We start from the raw sequence: 15,721 nt of genomic DNA, 5'->3' as shown, positions 1-15,721 counted from the left end.
CAAGATGTCGCAGTAAAAACAAGGCGCATTTTGCAGCCATGCGGTCACAATTTCGCGTGAATCCTTCAGGCAAAGGGCGGGAAAAGGCGCCTTTTTAAAACTTTCTCTCTAAATAAGGCTTTTTTTTGCAAGTGTTACCAGAGAGTTACCAGCAGTTTAGGTAATTCTTAAAGCTGTGCGGTTAGTCTCAATCTCGATTAGGTCCTTGAGTGTTGTGTAGAGAGTACAATGACCGATCTGGCAAGACCGCGTATAAAATATGTTATTGGTCCCGATGGCAGCCCGCTGACCATCGCTGACCTCCCCCCCGCCAATACAAGGCGCTGGGTCATTCGCCGAAAGGCTGAAGTTGTCGCCGCTGTTCGCGGTGGGCTTCTCAGTCTTGAGGAAGCATGCCAGCGTTACACATTGACGGTGGAGGAATTTCTGGGTTGGCAATCCTCGATCGATGAGCATGGTCTCGCCGGTCTCAGGACGACACGAATCCAGCAATACAGACACTAAGAGTCTGCCCGATTCTTCGGAAAAGGCAGAAACGCAAATTAAGCCCCGGCTGGGTCAACTGGCCGGGGTTTTTCGTTGGTCAATTCTGATTATAGGAATAGGAATGACAGCGCTTAAGGCATTTCCAGCAAAAGTGCGAAGCCGTTTTGCGTGGGATCATGCTTAAAACAAGAAGATAGAGCGAGCATATTGGGGGCGACTAAGCGCGATAGGCTCTAGCGCAACTCGCGAATCCGCGATGCAAGGCTCTTGGGCCGTGCTTTATCACTCTTTTCAGAGCTGTCTTCTTTGATAAGCGCAGGGATAGGTGAGTCCTCACCTTCCTTTTCGGCAGTTGCTGCAACCATCCGTGCGGCCAAAGCCGCCATTTCTTCCCGAAGAATCGCGTTTTCTTTGACCATGTCTACCGACATAACAGGCTGTGCGCCGGGTGTGGGACCACTGCGCATATGGCGTTCAAGCCGCTCCTGCGCATCCGAAAACTCTGAAATCAGCTTGTCCAGCTTCTGTTGCAACTCCGCATTACGGCGCTTTTCAGTTTTCAGTTCTGTTTGTGCTGCGGTCAATTGCGTCGAAACCTCATTATAGCGCGCAGATGCATCTTTCCGTTCCCGACGCATTTCGCTCATTTCATTCATCAGACGACTTTGATCAGCCTCTTTGGCTCCCAGTTCGATGCGAAGCGTATCGGACAGATTTTCGAGAGACGAAAGATGATTTTGCAGACGTTGAACTTCAGCCTCAATAATTTCTGACTTTTCCGCAGAATTATCGCGTTCTACGATCATGTCCTGTATGTTCTTATCCCGCTCAGCCAGCGTTTCTCTCAGCTTGGCGAGATCCTCTTCGAGCGCGGCATACCGTTTAAGTTCGTCATATTGCCTGCCAATCGTCATGCGCTGTTCGGATGACTTTTCCCGCTCAAGACGCAACTTCTGCTCAAGCTTGCTGTAGGCAACCGCATGCTCCGCGCGCAATCCGTCACGCTCGGCTCTGATTTCTGCAAGCGTCATCGGAAGCTCAGCATGGATTTGGCGCCGTGCAAGAAAAAATGCACGACGCCAGACCGACGGACCAAGCAGAACCACGACGAAAACCGCCACAAGAACGCCAAGAATGAAAATGAGCGCAGATTGGATCACGGCTTTTTCACATTTAAGCGCATCCCGAAAAGATGGAAACGGTTTTCGGACAAGATGCGCGTTTAAACAGGAGTTGAAAGGCGCCGATCTCATTTTTCAGATCGGCGCCTCTTAGAAAATCAGAACGGATTCCAGGTCGGCGCGGATGTGAGTTTAAGATAACCGATATTCACACCAAGCCTTGCGCCAACGCCCGTGCGGATCGGAACCAGCATGATATTCTCACGCTTGAGCACGTTAAAGCCCACACCGGCAATAATATAGGCAGAACCGGCAACACCAGCATAGCGACCATAGAGACTCTGGATGTCGTCAAGATTATAAACGAGCATCATGACGCGCGAGCCCTGTCCGCCAAAATCCCAGCCGAGCGATGGCCCCTGCCAGAACGTGCGGTGATCACCGGCATTCTTTGTATAGAGCGTACCCTCACCATAGGTAAGGCCGCCAATGAAAGCACCTGACCCCTCTTCGCCCAGAATATAACCGTTGGGCAAGCCAAAGCTTTGAAATGCCTTTTCGACAGCACTGGCGATTCCGCCGGATGTGGACCCAAAAAAGCGGTGCCCGGATTGTACAATTTCCTCGGCCGTATATGAATTACTGCTCTGTGCCTGCGCATTGTGCGGCACGGCGATGATGGAGATCAGAAAAGCCGCAATAAACGCTAAACTATACGCCGCGTTGCGGAGCCTGATCTGCGACAGGGACGGTATGGCCATTTATCATTCCTTTTGCCTACCAGCTTCTCTGTCTGACGCCCTGTTAAAAGCATGGCTACGCTTCTTACGAGCGCTTTGCCGAATCGTGCGTATTCTAACCGCGAATTTATTGTCTAAATCTTTATGCCCTGAAATAGACTTTAGAATGGCAGCAAATAACAGCTTTCTTGCGGCAATCGGGTGTCACGTGTATCCAGATTCCAAGGTTTCCGACGTTGATTCGTCGGGATTTATGCTCATCAACTGATTGCCGCCTGACATTCGACCAAAGGTCGATCAGCAGAGACGGTTCGCGCCTGGAGAAAAAACCATGCCATTGCCTGTTACCCTGTCCGCACTCGATCTTGGTGCGCTTCTGTGCAGCCGTATCTGTCATGACATCATCTCGCCGGTTGGCGCCATCAACAATGGCCTTGAACTGCTCGAAGAAGGCGGTGCTGATGAAGATGCAATGGCGCTCATCAAATCAAGCGCCCGCAATGCTTCAGCCCGCCTCCAGTTTGCCCGCATCGCCTTTGGCGCTGCCGGTTCCGCAGGCGTACAAATCGATACGGGCGATGCACAGCACGTTGCCATGCAATATTTTGCAAATGAAAAGCCAGAACTGACCTGGGAAGGCGCACGCGTTTTGCTGCCGAAAAACAAGGTCAAGCTTCTGCTCAATCTGCTTTTGATCGGCAATGCGGCCATTCCGCGTGGCGGCTCGCTGGCCGTTCGACTTGAGAATGGCGACACCAATCCCCGTTTTGTCATCACAGCCAAAGGCCGGATGCTGCGTGTGCCGCCAAAATTCCTCGAACTGCATTCGGGTGCAGAACCGGAAGAGCCAATCGATGCGCATTCGGTGCAGCCATATTACACGCTTCTGCTCGCGGAAGATGCCGGCATGACAATCTCCATCCATGCAACGGCCGAAGACATCGTCTTCGCCGCAGAATAAGCGGCTTTGATGACGCAAAAAGCGCAGGGTAGAACCTGCGCTTTTTTGTACCGGATGAAAGAAAAGGCTCCACTTTCGCGGAGCCTTTTTCATTTCAAGCATATGTTGAATGCTTATGCGCTTTCACGCAACTCGCTGCCATCCGGCTCGCGCAGCACATAGCCACGGCCCCAAACGGTTTCAATGTAGCTCTGGCTGCCAGAAACAGCATCAAGCTTCTTGCGCAGCTTGCAGATAAACACGTCGATGATCTTCAGCTCAGGCTCGTCCATACCGCCATAAAGATGGTTAAGGAACATTTCCTTGGTGAGCGTGGTGCCCTTGCGCAAGGAGAGAAGCTCAAGCATCTGATATTCTTTGCCGGTCAGGTGAACGCGCTGACCACCAACTTCGACGGTCTTTGCGTCGAGGTTAACAATCAGGTCGCCCGTGGTGATGACCGACTGGGCATGGCCCTTGGAACGACGAACAATCGCGTGAATACGGGCGATCAGCTCGTCCTTGTGGAACGGCTTCGTCATATAGTCGTCTGCGCCGAAGCCCAGACCACGCACCTTGTCCTCAATACCGGCCATGCCGGAAAGGATAAGGATTGGCGTCTTGACCTTTGAAAGGCGCAAGGTACGCAGAACTTCATAACCGGACATATCCGGCAAGTTCAGGTCCAGCAAGATGATGTCATAATCATAAAGCTTGCCGAGATCGATGCCTTCTTCACCCAGATCGGTGGTGTAAACATTGAAGCTCTCGGACTTAAGCATCAGTTCAATGCTTTGTGCGATAGCACTGTCGTCTTCAATCAAAAGGACGCGCATATCTTATCCCCTTTCCGCCGCTGACCAGTTTTCCCTCACGGCAGCTGACGGAACTGTCGTTGCCTTAGCATGAAGGTGCCTGCAAATGGTTAACAAAATATGATTCCTGTTGGCAAGCCTAATTCTCATTGTATTAGAAAAAAACCATATCCAACTGAATCATAAGCAATTCTTCTGTTCGTTCGATACTCAAGAATCACATTAAGAAAATCCCTTAAGTGATTCAAATGACTCTCGCTTTCACCTGTTACTCAAAAACCACACCGTATTTACCGAGCCTTAATTCCTAACGCGTATGATTAACGTTGCCGGTAAAGGAATGGTTACCAAAAGGGCGAAATCTTAACTTTTTGTTTCGCTTAAAGAGACTGTTCTTATGATTGGCAGCAGAGCTTACGCCCTGAAAAGCAAGGCTTTGCAATGGTTTAGATGGCATATTACGGGAAAACGGCTCCCTCATATGCCTGTTAATAAAGTCGGGGGGAACGCCCCAACATTAAGAGAGCTGGTTGGTGTTCAAGGAGTATTGCGTATGAAGCCACGTGAAAGCCTCGTCAGGCTGAAATTGTTCCAGGTGAAGGAAAAGCGCCGTCAACTGGGCCAACTTGATCTGATGATGGGTGAGTTCGAGCGGATGGCAGGAGAACTCGATGCCCAGATTCTATCGGAAGAGAAGAAGGCAGGCATCACTGACATCAATCATTTTGCTTATCCGACTTTCGCAAAGGCAGCGCGTCAGCGCCGCGACAACCTGTTTGGTTCTATTCGAGACCTGATGCAGCAGAAAGAAGCTGCGGAAGCTGAACTGGTGGTTGCAGAAGCGGACCTCGCCAAAGCCGAAGCGCTGGAAGAGCGCGATGGCATCAAGGCCCCACGGGACGTTATGGAGCGCCCGATCAACCAGCGTCGCGCGATGATCGGCTAATCCTGAAGAAATAAATTTAAAAGGCACGGCTTCTGAGGGGAAGCCGTGCCTTTCGTATTTGCTGCATCACAACGTCAGCAGATAATCCTCAAAGCGCTGTCCTTTCTGGTGCCGAAAGACCTGCCCGGTGGTTTCAACACTGATAATCCGGTCGAGACGGAAATTTCGGAAATCATTGCGGCTTTCACACCATGCCGTCAGCAGCCAGACCGCATCAAACATCGTCAAGCCAACCGGCTTGATCGTTCGTTCACTCACCTTTTCGCGCAAGTCCAGGTAATGGAGTGTCACAACCACACGATCACGAACCGCACGCCGCAAAAATGAAAGATGCAGGTTCGCCTTGCTGTTTTCCTCAGTCATTTTCGAAACAGCCCTCAACGGCAGGTTCTTGTAACGATCCCCTGCCCCGGCCTGCATGGTTGAACTTATTTTTCCCGAAACACGCTGCGCTGCAACACCAAGATCGCCATCACCTCTGGCCATAACAAGCCTCACACCGAGCATAATGGCTTCCAGCTCATCTGCATCAAAATGCAGCGGCGGCAGAAAATAGCCTTTCTCCAGCTGATAGCCCAAACCGGACTCACCCCTGACCGGTGCCCCCATGGCCTGCAACGTCGCCATATCGCGATAAATCGTCCGGGGAGAAACCTCCATCATCTGCGCAAGTGCCTCCGCAGAAACGGGGCCAGATGCACAGCGAAGCCGATCAAGCAAAGAAAAAAGCCGCAATGTTTTCATGCGCCAAGCTTATAGCACACCCCTGACAAAAACTGTCAGGGACTCCGTGTATCTGCATCATATCAAACACAGGAGTTTTTCATGAACACGCCATACTTCGAAATTGTCACATACAAGGTCAACGACATAGCCCGCGCCGACAAAGAGCGCGAAAAGGCACGTGAACATATCAGCGCCCTTCCCGGTTTCATCTCTTGGGTGCCATTTAGTGGCGCAACCGATGCGCAGGATCGTGTCGACCTCGTTTCCTGGTCCACGCTGGATAATGCGCTTGCGGCAGCAAAGCGCGTTGGCACAGCCCCCGAATTTGCCGCTTTCAGAGAAACGCTAAAAGAAATGGTATCGATAGGCCATTACGAAGCGCAGACACAGCCTCAGCAGCCGGTAACATCAGGCAACGGCATCGAACTCGGGCGCTTCCGATTGAAAGCTGGCGTGGATGAACAAACCATGCGCGCTGCCTATACCGCAATGGTGAGCAACCACCTCTCGCAGCAGCCGGGCTGGCTAGCACAGCATCTGGTGAAGCTCGCAGATGGCACATTTGCCGATCTGGCCTTCGCCAATAATCAGAACACCGCCACCGAGATTTGCGCAAGCTGGCAAGGCAATGCCGACTGCGATGCATTTCTGTCGCTGATCGAACCTGTCAGCATGGAATTCGGCACCATCCTCTAACAAGACAGGCCGCGAGAATTTATTCTTGCGGCCTGCACCATCTTGGAAAAATCCCGTTTGCATTCGCCCCCGCCCTGGTTGTAGGGAAGAAGCGCCATGCAGAAACCCGTCCCTCCCGGGCAAGAAAAGGCCCGCAATACGTTCACGTTCAGCAATACGCCAAAGCCAGCCCAATGGGGTTTGCTGCTGCTCGCGTCTGCCATTTTCATCTATATCGGTGAACGATTAGGGCTACCGGCTGCCTTTCTTCTCGGCGCGATGCTGGGCGCGATTGCACTTGCTTCGCGCGAAAGTGCGATCAAGGTTCACAAGCATTTCTCGCTGCTGTCGCAGGCTATTGTCGGCCTGTTGATCGCGCGTGCCATGACGGCTGAATTCTTCAGCAACATGGGACAACACCTGCCGATCATCCTGTTTTCGACAGGCTTCACACTGCTCGCCAGCACCACAATCGGCTATCTTCTGGCTCGCTTTCGCGTTTTGCCCGGAACAACCGCCGTCTGGGGTGTTTCACCGGGGGCTGCAACTGCAATCGTGCTCATGGCCGAATCCTTCGGATCAGACGCACGGCTCATCGCCTTCATGCAATATTTGCGCGTGGTGCTGGTGGCAACAACCGCTTCGCTTGTGGTGATGTTTACCGCCGATGTCCAAACAGTTGCTCCAGCGGCCGTAGACTGGTTTCCAGCGATCAACTGGCATACGCTCGGCCCAACCCTCGCATTGATCGTCTGCGGGGCTTATCTCGGCAAAATATCACGCATTCCAACCGGCGCAATGCTCGTACCATTAGCGCTTGGCGCATTGTTACAGGATATTGGCCTGATGACCATCGACCTGCCGCCATGGTTGCTGGCAGGGAGCTATATTTTTATTGGCTGGCGAATAGGCCTTGGCTTTACCCGCCAAATCATCGCACACGCAGCACGCGCTTTTCCGGCAGCCCTCGCCTCAACACTCATTCTGATCGCAGTCTGCGGATTGTTTGGCATGGTCCTCGGCCATGCACTCGGCCTTGATCCCCTCACAGCCTATCTCGCCACCAGCCCCGGCGGGGCCGATACAGTGGCCATTATTGCAGCGTCAAGCCATGTCGATCTGCCTTTCATCATCGCCATGCAAACCAGCCGCTTTTTCATCGTACTGCTTGCAGGCCCGGCAATCGCCCGCTTCGTTGCATCGCGCATTGCTAAACGTCAAAAATAAAAAAACCCGGCTTTCGCCGGGCTTTCTCTGATCACAGATGAATCAGGCTTATTTGCCGTGGAAACCACGGATCGCGCCGATGATCTTGTCCTGATCTTCTTCCGAAAGATAAGGATGCATCGGCAGGCTCAAAATGCGCGCAGGCAGCGCCTCCGAAACCGGTAAACCGCCCGGTGCGACCGGATAATGCTTATACGCCGTCTGCAGATGCAGCGGCTTCACATAATAGATGACCGACGGAATGCCCGCTGCCTGAAGATGCGCCTTCAGACCATCGCGGTTTTCACTTTCAATCGAATACTGTGCCCAGGCCGAACGATTGCCGGCAGGCAAAGCCGGAACCTTGACCACATCCTTGAGCCGTTCATTGTAGCGCTTGGCAATGCGATCACGCGCTTCCATTTCATCTTCAAGGATCGTCATCTTTTCCAGAAGAATAGCGGCCTGAATCGTATCGAGACGCGAATTGATGCCAATGCGAACATTGTCATACTGTGTTTCGCCCTTGCCATGGAACAGCACAGAGCGCAGCGTATCGGCCAGTTCAGCATCATTGGTGAACATTGCACCGCCATCGCCATAGCAGCCGAGCGGCTTGGCAGGATAGAAGCTCGTCGCACCGACATGGCCGAAAGCACCACACATGACATTGTCGCGCTTGCCGCCAATCGACTGCGCCGCATCTTCAATCACGAAGAGGCCTTCGCGCTCAGCAATGACAGTAATGCGGTTGTAATCAGCCGCAAGACCAAACAGATCAACGGGAATGATTGCCTTTGGCTCAAGGCGACCTTCTTTACGAACGGCTTCAATCGCAGCTTCAAGCTGCTCGACATTCATATTGTAGCTGTCGGCATCGACATCAACGAAAACCGGCTCTGCGCCAACAAGGGCGACAACTTCAGCCGTTGCAGCAAACGTGAACGACGGAACAAAAACCGCATGACCCGGACCGATGCCGCGCGCCATCAAAGGCATCTGAAGCGCATCGGTACCATTGGCGCAGGCGATCACATGTTCCACGCCCAAATATTCACCGAGCTTCTTTTCAAACTCCGCCACTTCAGGGCCGAGAATGTAACGGCCTTCTGCAACAACCTTGGAAACGGCGGCATTAAGACGGTCTTCGATACGCGCGCGTTGCGCCCCAAGATCAATGAACTGCATGTTGGCTCCAATTTATCTGGTTTACTGAGAATGCTCAGCGAATCCACGACAATTCTCTTAGTCCTTCACGCCCCGCCCTGCCATGGGTGGAGCGTTCAAAGTTTTGCTACGTCCGTAACACCGCTTGACAGAAATTTTTTGTCAAAAGCGCGTTATCAGGAATGATTGACCGATCCTTCGGTCAGAATACGCAAGACGTTGATTGCTTCCTGCCCATCGGTGCGCGGATTTTCGCGCGTTTCGATGCAATGCAGAAAATGCTGCAATTCGCGTGTCAGCGGCATGCCTTCTTCGACCGGGATATAGACCGGATCGACCGATTTGAAAGCCCACTGATCGTTCTCGCGCCATACTTCATGCTTGTATAATGCAAGCTTGCGATCCCAGGGTTCGGCATCGTCAAAGACCAGCATACCCTTGGTTCCCGTAACACTCAGGCGACGTTCGCGATAGGCGTTCATTCGGGAAGCGAAAAGATGCCCGCGAATCCCGCTCGGGAATTCGAGATGCACATGCGCAAAATCGCTGATCTTATCGATGATCGCCGTGCCTTCACCGCGAACAGCCGACGGCTCTTCACCGGTGATGGCGAGGATCATCGAAAGGTCGTGCGGCGCGAGATCCCACAGCGCATCGAACTTGTCGTGGAACTTGCCAAAGCCAACGCGGTGCGAATGCACATAGCGAACATCGCCGATCTCGCCACTCTTCACCATGTCGAGCAGCTTTTCAAACGCCGGATGGAAGCGCAGAATATGCCCGACCATGAACACGCGACCATTTTCGCGTGCAGCCGCAACTTCGGCTTCCGCATCAGCAACTTCCAGAGCGATCGGCTTTTCAACCAGAACGTCTTTGCCGTTCGTCACTGCTTTAATCGCATATTGCGCATGAAACTGCGCAGGCAGCGCCAAAACGATGCCATCAATATCGGGACGCGTGAAGAGTTCATCGACCGGAATGTTGGGAACACCGAACTCGGAAGCGAATCGTTCCGCATTCTGTGGATTGGCGTCAGAAACACCCTGAAGGACCCCAAGGCTCTTCAAGGTACGAATATGGTTGCCGCCCCAATAGCCACAACCCAAAACCGCAATACGAGGTGCCATAAACTTAAGCCTTTGCTTTCCGGTAGTTACTTATCTACGCAAAACGTGGAAAACAAGACGAAACCTATGCGAAGAATGCTTGACAGGGTTTCATTCCCCACATATACCGCCGCCATTCCTTGCATGAACACAGTTCAGGAAACGCTGGAGACGGCGCAGAAAACTGTTTTACTGCAATGTGTGGCGGAGTAGCTCAGTAGGTTAGAGCAGAGGAATCATAATCCTTGTGTCGGCGGTTCGAATCCGTCCTCCGCTACCAACCATTTTCTGCGGATATTGTCGCCTCGGGCAAACTTTCATCTCAACAAATCAGTCAAACTACGATAACCATCAGCCAAAAGCGTGAGTTGGTGGTATGATTTATCTGAACTTTATTTTCCTCGCTCTTCATTTGATTTCAGTTGTAACTGGCGTGGCCGCTGGCATCCTCTGGATGCGGTCAGCAGGTGTTGACGTTCCCGCTATTAAACCATCGAGAAAGCTGCGAAAGCCCGATGGGACAGTATCTGAAGAATGGGTCAATGAGGTCGCAACGAATCTCGATTCGCATCATAAAGGCTGGGTGAAAGCAACGCAGTATAACAAAGCGGCAGCGACCGCCGCCGCTATTGCCGCCCTTGCGCAGGCCGCTGTTTATGTTCTCAACATCGTACAGAATCTCATGTCACTATAAATAGCCCCTCGAATCTGCGAAGCTTCAATTCACAGCCAAAGCAACTTAGCGGAGCCGAAATGAAATCACTGATCCTATTCATCACATGGATTTTCGGCCTTGCATGTGGCTTGTCCCTCGCAAGCTGGATGATGGCAAATGAACGCATCGGCGATGCAATCGTGATGCTGTATACATCCAGCATTTTCGCGGTGGTTGCCTTCATCGCCCTCGTCTATCTGGTTCTTCGCCACGAGTGGAAGAATAAGAACCAGCGTTAGGCGCATGACTCAGAATTAGCTTCAGGCAGCCAGCAGCATATGACTTCTCTCATCAATCAGCCTCATCCATCCATCGACAAGGCGTCCATCAAGCAACTGGTGGATACATTTTATGGACGTGCTCGCGAGGACGACGTCATTGGCCCGATCTTCAAACAAGAAGTCGATGACTGGGACCATCATCTCGAACAAATAGCTGAATTCTGGTCGTCGGTGATTCTAAAAACCGGCAGTTACAGCGGACGCCCCATGCCGCCGCATCTGCGGCTTGGCTTGAAAGGCGATCATTTCGACCGCTGGCTGCAACTGTTCGAACAAACGGTACACGAGATTTTCCCACCCGAAGGCGCCGTGATTTTCATCGATCGCGCACGGCGTATCGCCGATAGTTTCGAAATGGCGATAGCAACCCATAGCGGGAAATTCTCTGCCCCGCGTCACGCGCGTAAACCATTATAAAAACGCCCGCCTCTCATTGAGTGGCAGGCGTTTCATTTTTATGCGGCAGGCTTGGTCTTCTCCACTTGAAGCTGCTGCTTGTGTCGCAGCAACATGCCGTAAAGATCGCGAGGCTCATCAGGATCAGCGAGAAGATCGAGCTGCTCATAGAAACCCGTATCCTTCAGCTTGTCACGAACGTAGCGCAGTGCTGAAAAATCTTCCGTTGCAAAACCGACCGAGTCAAACAACGTGATCTGACGCGCATCCTTGCGGCCTTCGGTCTTGCCGGTGATCACTTCCCACAATTCATTGACAGGGTAATCTTCGGGAAGCTGCTGGATTTCACCTTCGATGCGGGTCTGCGGCGGATATTCGACAAAGATGTCCGAACGGCGCAGAATATCGCCATGCAGTTCAGTCTTGCCGGGGCAGTCGCCACCAACTGCGTTGATGTGCACACCCGCGCCAACCATGTTGTCGGTCAGGATCGTGGCATTAAGCTTATCGGCAGTGACCGTCGTGATGATGTCCGCACCCTCGACTACTTCTTCAACATCTTTGCAGATCACAATCTCAAAGCCTGCGCCTTCGAGATTGCGTGCGCATTTCTCCGAAGCCGTGCGATCAATATCGTAAAGACGCAGCTTGTCGATGCCGAGAATTGCCTTGAACGCCAGCGCCTGAAATTCGCTCTGCGCGCCATTGCCGATGATTGCCATCGTGCGTGCATTCTTTGGCGCAAGATGTTTGGCCGCAACGGCCGAGGTTGCAGCCGTGCGCAGTGCTGTGAGAATGGTCATTTCGGTCAACAGCATCGGATAACCGCTGCAAACATCTGAGAGAACGCCGAAGGCCGTGACCGTCTGCAAACCATCACGCGTATTCTTCGGATGACCGTTCACATATTTAAAGCCGTAAAGCGTTCCATCGCTTGTTGGCATCAGTTCGATCACGCCTTCATCGGAATGCGAAGCCACGCGTGGCGTCTTGTCAAAACTTTCCCAGCGGCGGAAATCTTCTTCCACATAATCGGCGAGTTCCTTGAGGAAGGTTTCAACACCGACGGAAAGCACCAGCTTCATCATGTGATCGACACTGACAAAAGGCACGATATTGAGGTTCGATTGGGTCATTCTTACTCCTTAACATTCAGCGGCGAACCGTTTGATCTCGCCAGCAAGGAATGCGTTTTCTGAAATCAATAATTGATGGTTGGGCGATCCATGACGCTGCGGCCCAACAGGCTCGCCATCAGATCAACCATCACGGTTGCGGTGCGCCCGCGTTCATCGAGAAACGGGTTCAGCTCCACCAGATCGAGACTTGTCACCAACGCGCTGTCATGCAGCATTTCCATGATGAGATGCGCTTCACGGAAGGTCGCACCGCCCGGAACCGTGGTGCCGACGGCTGGCGCAATCGACGGCTCAAGGAAATCGACATCAAGGCTCACATGCAGAAGGCCATTTTCGTCTTTCACGCGTTCAAGGAAACGGCGCAGCAGCGCTGCCACACCATGCTCATCGATAAGGCGCATGTCATAAACGGCAACTTCGGTCTGTCTGATCGCAGCGCGCTCTGCCGGATCGACGCTGCGAATACCCATCATGCAGACATTGGCCGGATCAATCGGGGCCGCCAATGCCGGGAAGTAGCCTTCAAACCCCTTCTGTCCCGTGTAATAGGCGACCGGCGTGCCATGCAGATTGCCGCTGTCCGTTGTTTCCAGCGTGTGGAAATCCGTATGGGCATCAAGCCACAGCACAAATTGCTTGCGCCCCTTTTCTGCTGCGCGGCGCGCGATGCCGGGAACAGTGCCTGCTGCAAGCAGATGATCGCCGCCGAGAAAAATCGGGAAACCTTCTTCGCTCTCGCGGTAGGCTGCTTCGCTGATGGCTTCAATCCAGGCAACAGCCTGCGGCAAGGCCTTGATCGCAGGATTGGGGTGCGTCAGTGGGCGCAGCGCTGCCGGGGCCAGATTGCCGAGATCGGTAAACGCGTGGCCCAACTCGCGAATTGCATCGGCAATGCCAGCGGCGCGATAACCGTCCGGGCCCATATTGCAGCCCAAACGACCTGTGCCTTCCTGAACCGGCAATCCCAAAATCTTGCAATGCATAAAGTGCTACTCCTGCAAAAAATATCGTCTTAGATTGAGCATTTACGCTTGGCGAAGTGAAGCAACCGGATTGGCAATTTTAATGGTTTGGTTTATCAGAATGTCGGATTGGCTTTTCAAAATGGAGAAAACATGGACGATCTGGATGAAAAGCTCATCACGCTTTTACGTCACAATGGCCGACGCAGCATTTCGGATGTAGCAATTGATCTTGGCGTTTCGCGTGCAACGGTTCGCTCGCGCATGGAACGTCTGGAACAGTCTGGCGACATCATCGGCTATACGGTGATCCTGCGCTCTGATGCGGTTGATCTGCCGGTGCGCGGTATCATGATGATCGAAATCGAAGGCCATGTCGCCGACCGCGTGGTCAAGGCGCTTGGCGGCTTCTCGGAAATTTCAGCCATTCACACCACCAATGGTCGTTTTGATCTGGTGGTGGAATTGGGTGCCGCAACACTGACGGACTTCGATGCCGTGCTGCGCCGCATCCGGCTGGTGCCTGGGATCAAGGCCAGCGAAACCAATCTGCTGCTTGCCACCCCACGCTCGACGCGCGCACGTCTTTAATAAAAAAGCCGGAGGATACTCCGGCTTTTTTCACTTCTATCAGGCGAGGACCGGATAATCCGTGTAACCCTTGGCACCGCCGCCATACATATGCTGCTGATCCAGCTCATTGAGCGGGGCATTTTCCTTAAAACGGCGAACCAGATCAGGGTTGGAGATGAACGGCTTACCAAAAGCAACCACATCGGCACGGCCGCTTTCGATCTCCTGTTCCGTCAGCGCGCGATCATAGCCATTATTGACCATCCAGGCAGCCTTACCACCCGCATCGCGATACACCTGCTTGAGACGCGCATAATCGAATGGCTGCGGACCCTGCTGAAAATCGCGTGGACCGCCGGTCGCACCTTCGATGATGTGAATATAGGCAAGACCATAAGCGGCAAGCTTTTCGAGCACATAATCAAACAGCGGCTGCGGATCGGGATCCGATGCGTCATTGGCAGGCGTGACCGGCGACAGACGAATACCCACCTTGCCCGGCGCAACCGACTTGGTAATTGCATCCACCACTTCAAACAGGAAGCGCGCGCGGTTTTCGATGGAGCCGCCATATTCATCGGTGCGGTGATTGCTGCCTGAACGCAGGAACTGATCAATCAGATAGCCGTTTGCCGCGTGAATTTCGACGCCGTCAAAACCAGCCACTTCGACAGCATCCTTTGCAGCCTTGGCATAGGTGGCAACGATTTCCGGAATCTCGCTCTTTTCAAGCGCACGCGGCTCAGACGTTGGCGCAAATTCGCCGGTGCCGTCTGGATGCACGAGATAGGTCTTAGACTTCGCGGTAATGGCTGAAGGCGCCACCGGCTTGCCGCCATTCGGCTGCAGGCTGTTGTGCGAAATACGCCCCACATGCCACATCTGCACAACAATCTTACCGCCTGCACTGTGAACCGCATCGGTCACGCGCTTCCAGCCTGCAAGCTGCTCGTCTGAGTAAAGGCCCGGCACATCGGCATAGCCCTGCCCCTGATGGCTGATCGGCGTCGCCTCGGTGATGATGAGACCGGCACTTGCGCGCTGTTCATAATAGGTGACGTTGAGGTCGTTTGGCACAGCACGCGGCGAGCGATTGCGCGTCAGCGGTGCCATAACGATACGATTGGCAAGCTTGAGATCGCCGATTGTGACTGGATCGAACAATGTGGCCATAGATGCATTCCTTCAAATGGGAAAGATTGGGCAAATGGGAAAGATTGGGCTAAAGATCGGATAGCGATTTGAGCAAGGCGGCAATCGCCTCCTCATCGCGCTTATAGAAGGTCCATTGGCCAACGCGGTGGGGCGTAATCAGCCCCGCTTTCGTCAGCACGGACAAATGCGCAGAAACGGTGGACTGGGAAAGGCCACACCGCTCGAACTGACCGGCGCACACACCCATCTCCAGGGGCATGTGCTGTGCGGAGAAATGCTTCTCCGGTTGCTTGAGCCAGCTCAAAATGTCGAGACGAACGGGATGGCCAAGTGCCTTGAGTATCTCGTCCAACGGCATAGCCAATGAATGAGACTGTGCTACAGATTGAATGTCCGACATCATGGTCACCTCGCTGATCTTCGTTCATATCGCCATTTAACGATATATGTATCGCGTAAATCCGATTTAAAAAGGGGTGAGATCTTCACATACGCGTGAATGGCAATAATCGCAGCTTTCCTGTGGACCACCGTCACGGCCTTGATTGCGTCAAACGCGCATACGACTA

19 protein-coding genes and 1 tRNA gene are annotated in these 15,721 nt (G+C 53.0%); 10 read left to right on the top strand and 10 right to left on the bottom strand.

Annotated elements, in window-relative coordinates; translation table 11 throughout:
- The first annotated feature begins 228 nt into the window (after window positions 1–228).
- Entirely contained in the window at window positions 229–504 is a 276-nt protein-coding gene (gene sciP / locus ABE527_RS07925) for a CtrA inhibitor SciP (RefSeq protein WP_109707414.1), read from the top strand.
- A 215-nt stretch (window positions 505–719) separates the two neighbouring features.
- Here sciP and ABE527_RS07920 read toward each other — a convergent pair whose 3' ends face one another.
- Complete coding sequence (locus tag ABE527_RS07920) at window positions 720–1,622, bottom strand: hypothetical protein (RefSeq protein ID WP_265985706.1); 903 nt, start codon at window positions 1,620–1,622, stop codon at window positions 720–722.
- 143 nt (window positions 1,623–1,765) lie between these two features.
- Entirely contained in the window at window positions 1,766–2,368 is a 603-nt protein-coding gene (locus ABE527_RS07915) for a DUF1134 domain-containing protein (protein WP_265985625.1), read from the bottom strand.
- 310 nt (window positions 2,369–2,678) lie between these two features.
- Here ABE527_RS07915 and chpT point away from each other — a divergent pair, with 310 nt between their 5' ends.
- A complete protein-coding gene (gene chpT, locus ABE527_RS07910; RefSeq protein ID WP_499693994.1) occupies window positions 2,679–3,308 on the top strand; it encodes a histidine phosphotransferase ChpT in 630 nt (209 codons plus the stop codon).
- A gap of 113 nt (window positions 3,309–3,421) precedes the next feature.
- Here the strand turns inward: chpT and ctrA are convergent, their stop codons facing one another.
- Window positions 3,422–4,123 carry a response regulator transcription factor CtrA gene (gene ctrA, locus ABE527_RS07905; protein ID WP_024899367.1) on the bottom strand — a complete coding sequence of 234 codons (702 nt, stop codon included), beginning with the start codon at window positions 4,121–4,123 and terminating at the stop codon, window positions 3,422–3,424.
- A gap of 532 nt (window positions 4,124–4,655) precedes the next feature.
- Here ctrA and ABE527_RS07900 point away from each other — a divergent pair.
- Window positions 4,656–5,048, top strand: a complete 393-nt coding sequence (locus tag ABE527_RS07900) for a flagellar export protein FliJ (protein WP_265985627.1) — start codon at window positions 4,656–4,658, stop codon at window positions 5,046–5,048.
- Window positions 5,049–5,114: 66 nt separating this feature from the next.
- On the opposite strand, the gene ABE527_RS07895 is transcribed toward ABE527_RS07900, so the two are convergent.
- Window positions 5,115–5,792: a helix-turn-helix transcriptional regulator gene (locus tag ABE527_RS07895; RefSeq protein WP_499696581.1), complete on the bottom strand. Its 678-nt coding sequence runs from the start codon at window positions 5,790–5,792 to the stop codon at window positions 5,115–5,117.
- A gap of 81 nt (window positions 5,793–5,873) precedes the next feature.
- Between ABE527_RS07895 and ABE527_RS07890 the strand changes: the two genes are divergently transcribed.
- Together ABE527_RS07890 and ABE527_RS07885 are read left to right on the top strand one after the other, a co-directional pair.
- The gene (locus tag ABE527_RS07890) at window positions 5,874–6,470 is read left to right on the top strand and encodes a hypothetical protein (protein ID WP_499696580.1); all 597 of its coding nucleotides are present in this window, start codon (window positions 5,874–5,876) and stop codon (window positions 6,468–6,470) included.
- A 96-nt stretch (window positions 6,471–6,566) separates the two neighbouring features.
- Window positions 6,567–7,676: an AbrB family transcriptional regulator gene (locus ABE527_RS07885; protein WP_265985630.1), complete on the top strand. Its 1,110-nt coding sequence runs from the start codon at window positions 6,567–6,569 to the stop codon at window positions 7,674–7,676.
- Between the two features lie 48 nt (window positions 7,677–7,724).
- On the opposite strand, the gene ABE527_RS07880 is transcribed toward ABE527_RS07885, so the two are convergent.
- Window positions 7,725–8,843 carry a DegT/DnrJ/EryC1/StrS family aminotransferase gene (locus ABE527_RS07880; RefSeq protein ID WP_499696579.1) on the bottom strand — a complete coding sequence of 373 codons (1,119 nt, stop codon included), beginning with the start codon at window positions 8,841–8,843 and terminating at the stop codon, window positions 7,725–7,727.
- A gap of 155 nt (window positions 8,844–8,998) precedes the next feature.
- A complete protein-coding gene (locus ABE527_RS07875) occupies window positions 8,999–9,952 on the bottom strand; it encodes a Gfo/Idh/MocA family protein (protein ID WP_499696578.1) in 954 nt (317 codons plus the stop codon).
- A gap of 182 nt (window positions 9,953–10,134) precedes the next feature.
- On the opposite strand from ABE527_RS07875, the gene ABE527_RS07870 reads away from it, so the two are divergent.
- The 4 genes from ABE527_RS07870 (at window position 10,135) to ABE527_RS07855 (ending at window position 11,344) form a co-directional block, all read left to right on the top strand.
- Window positions 10,135–10,211: transfer RNA gene (locus ABE527_RS07870), tRNA-Met, on the top strand.
- Between the two features lie 96 nt (window positions 10,212–10,307).
- The gene (locus ABE527_RS07865) at window positions 10,308–10,625 is read left to right on the top strand and encodes a hypothetical protein (protein ID WP_499694002.1); all 318 of its coding nucleotides are present in this window, start codon (window positions 10,308–10,310) and stop codon (window positions 10,623–10,625) included.
- A 59-nt stretch (window positions 10,626–10,684) separates the two neighbouring features.
- Window positions 10,685–10,885 (top strand): hypothetical protein, encoded by a 201-nt coding sequence (locus ABE527_RS07860; protein ID WP_265985634.1) that lies wholly within the window; start codon window positions 10,685–10,687, stop codon window positions 10,883–10,885.
- Between the two features lie 39 nt (window positions 10,886–10,924).
- Window positions 10,925–11,344: a group III truncated hemoglobin gene (locus ABE527_RS07855; RefSeq protein WP_499694003.1), complete on the top strand. Its 420-nt coding sequence runs from the start codon at window positions 10,925–10,927 to the stop codon at window positions 11,342–11,344.
- Between the two features lie 38 nt (window positions 11,345–11,382).
- On the opposite strand, the gene ocd is transcribed toward ABE527_RS07855, so the two are convergent.
- The gene (gene ocd, locus ABE527_RS07850; protein ID WP_499696577.1) at window positions 11,383–12,459 is read right to left on the bottom strand and encodes an ornithine cyclodeaminase; all 1,077 of its coding nucleotides are present in this window, start codon (window positions 12,457–12,459) and stop codon (window positions 11,383–11,385) included.
- Window positions 12,460–12,524: 65 nt separating this feature from the next.
- On the bottom strand, window positions 12,525–13,445 hold the full coding sequence (rocF, locus tag ABE527_RS07845) for an arginase (RefSeq protein WP_265985637.1): 921 nt from the start codon (window positions 13,443–13,445) through the stop codon (window positions 12,525–12,527).
- A 132-nt stretch (window positions 13,446–13,577) separates the two neighbouring features.
- Between rocF and ABE527_RS07840 the strand changes: the two genes are divergently transcribed.
- On the top strand, window positions 13,578–14,015 hold the full coding sequence (locus ABE527_RS07840; RefSeq protein WP_007876167.1) for an Lrp/AsnC family transcriptional regulator: 438 nt from the start codon (window positions 13,578–13,580) through the stop codon (window positions 14,013–14,015).
- Window positions 14,016–14,054: 39 nt separating this feature from the next.
- On the opposite strand, the gene ABE527_RS07835 is transcribed toward ABE527_RS07840, so the two are convergent.
- Both ABE527_RS07835 and ABE527_RS07830 read right to left on the bottom strand, forming a co-directional pair.
- The gene (locus tag ABE527_RS07835) at window positions 14,055–15,170 is read right to left on the bottom strand and encodes an alkene reductase (RefSeq protein WP_499696576.1); all 1,116 of its coding nucleotides are present in this window, start codon (window positions 15,168–15,170) and stop codon (window positions 14,055–14,057) included.
- 49 nt (window positions 15,171–15,219) lie between these two features.
- Window positions 15,220–15,510 (bottom strand): ArsR/SmtB family transcription factor, encoded by a 291-nt coding sequence (locus ABE527_RS07830; protein WP_007876169.1) that lies wholly within the window; start codon window positions 15,508–15,510, stop codon window positions 15,220–15,222.
- Between the last annotated feature and the right edge of the window lie 211 nt (window positions 15,511–15,721).

The organism is Brucella sp. TWI432 (assembly GCF_039674445.1).
Lineage (GTDB): Bacteria > Pseudomonadota > Alphaproteobacteria > Rhizobiales > Rhizobiaceae > Brucella > Brucella chromiisoli.
Note: the sequence above shows the minus strand (reverse complement) of the source record. Positions and strands in the feature narration are given on the sequence as shown.

Coding starts and splice junctions, on each gene's coding strand:
- sciP (WP_109707414.1), top strand. CDS start 229: ATGACCGATCTGGCAAGACCGCGTATAAAATATGTTATTGGTCCCGAT.
- ABE527_RS07915 (WP_265985625.1), bottom strand. CDS start 2,368: ATGGCCATACCGTCCCTGTCGCAGATCAGGCTCCGCAACGCGGCGTAT.
- chpT (WP_499693994.1), top strand. CDS start 2,679: ATGCCATTGCCTGTTACCCTGTCCGCACTCGATCTTGGTGCGCTTCTG.
- ctrA (WP_024899367.1), bottom strand. CDS start 4,123: ATGCGCGTCCTTTTGATTGAAGACGACAGTGCTATCGCACAAAGCATT.
- ABE527_RS07900 (WP_265985627.1), top strand. CDS start 4,656: ATGAAGCCACGTGAAAGCCTCGTCAGGCTGAAATTGTTCCAGGTGAAG.
- ABE527_RS07895 (WP_499696581.1), bottom strand. CDS start 5,792: ATGAAAACATTGCGGCTTTTTTCTTTGCTTGATCGGCTTCGCTGTGCA.
- ABE527_RS07890 (WP_499696580.1), top strand. CDS start 5,874: ATGAACACGCCATACTTCGAAATTGTCACATACAAGGTCAACGACATA.
- ABE527_RS07885 (WP_265985630.1), top strand. CDS start 6,567: ATGCAGAAACCCGTCCCTCCCGGGCAAGAAAAGGCCCGCAATACGTTC.
- ABE527_RS07880 (WP_499696579.1), bottom strand. CDS start 8,843: ATGCAGTTCATTGATCTTGGGGCGCAACGCGCGCGTATCGAAGACCGT.
- ABE527_RS07875 (WP_499696578.1), bottom strand. CDS start 9,952: ATGGCACCTCGTATTGCGGTTTTGGGTTGTGGCTATTGGGGCGGCAAC.
- ABE527_RS07865 (WP_499694002.1), top strand. CDS start 10,308: ATGATTTATCTGAACTTTATTTTCCTCGCTCTTCATTTGATTTCAGTT.
- ABE527_RS07860 (WP_265985634.1), top strand. CDS start 10,685: ATGAAATCACTGATCCTATTCATCACATGGATTTTCGGCCTTGCATGT.
- ABE527_RS07855 (WP_499694003.1), top strand. CDS start 10,925: ATGACTTCTCTCATCAATCAGCCTCATCCATCCATCGACAAGGCGTCC.
- ocd (WP_499696577.1), bottom strand. CDS start 12,459: ATGACCCAATCGAACCTCAATATCGTGCCTTTTGTCAGTGTCGATCAC.
- rocF (WP_265985637.1), bottom strand. CDS start 13,445: ATGCATTGCAAGATTTTGGGATTGCCGGTTCAGGAAGGCACAGGTCGT.
- ABE527_RS07840 (WP_007876167.1), top strand. CDS start 13,578: ATGGACGATCTGGATGAAAAGCTCATCACGCTTTTACGTCACAATGGC.
- ABE527_RS07835 (WP_499696576.1), bottom strand. CDS start 15,170: ATGGCCACATTGTTCGATCCAGTCACAATCGGCGATCTCAAGCTTGCC.
- ABE527_RS07830 (WP_007876169.1), bottom strand. CDS start 15,510: ATGCCGTTGGACGAGATACTCAAGGCACTTGGCCATCCCGTTCGTCTC.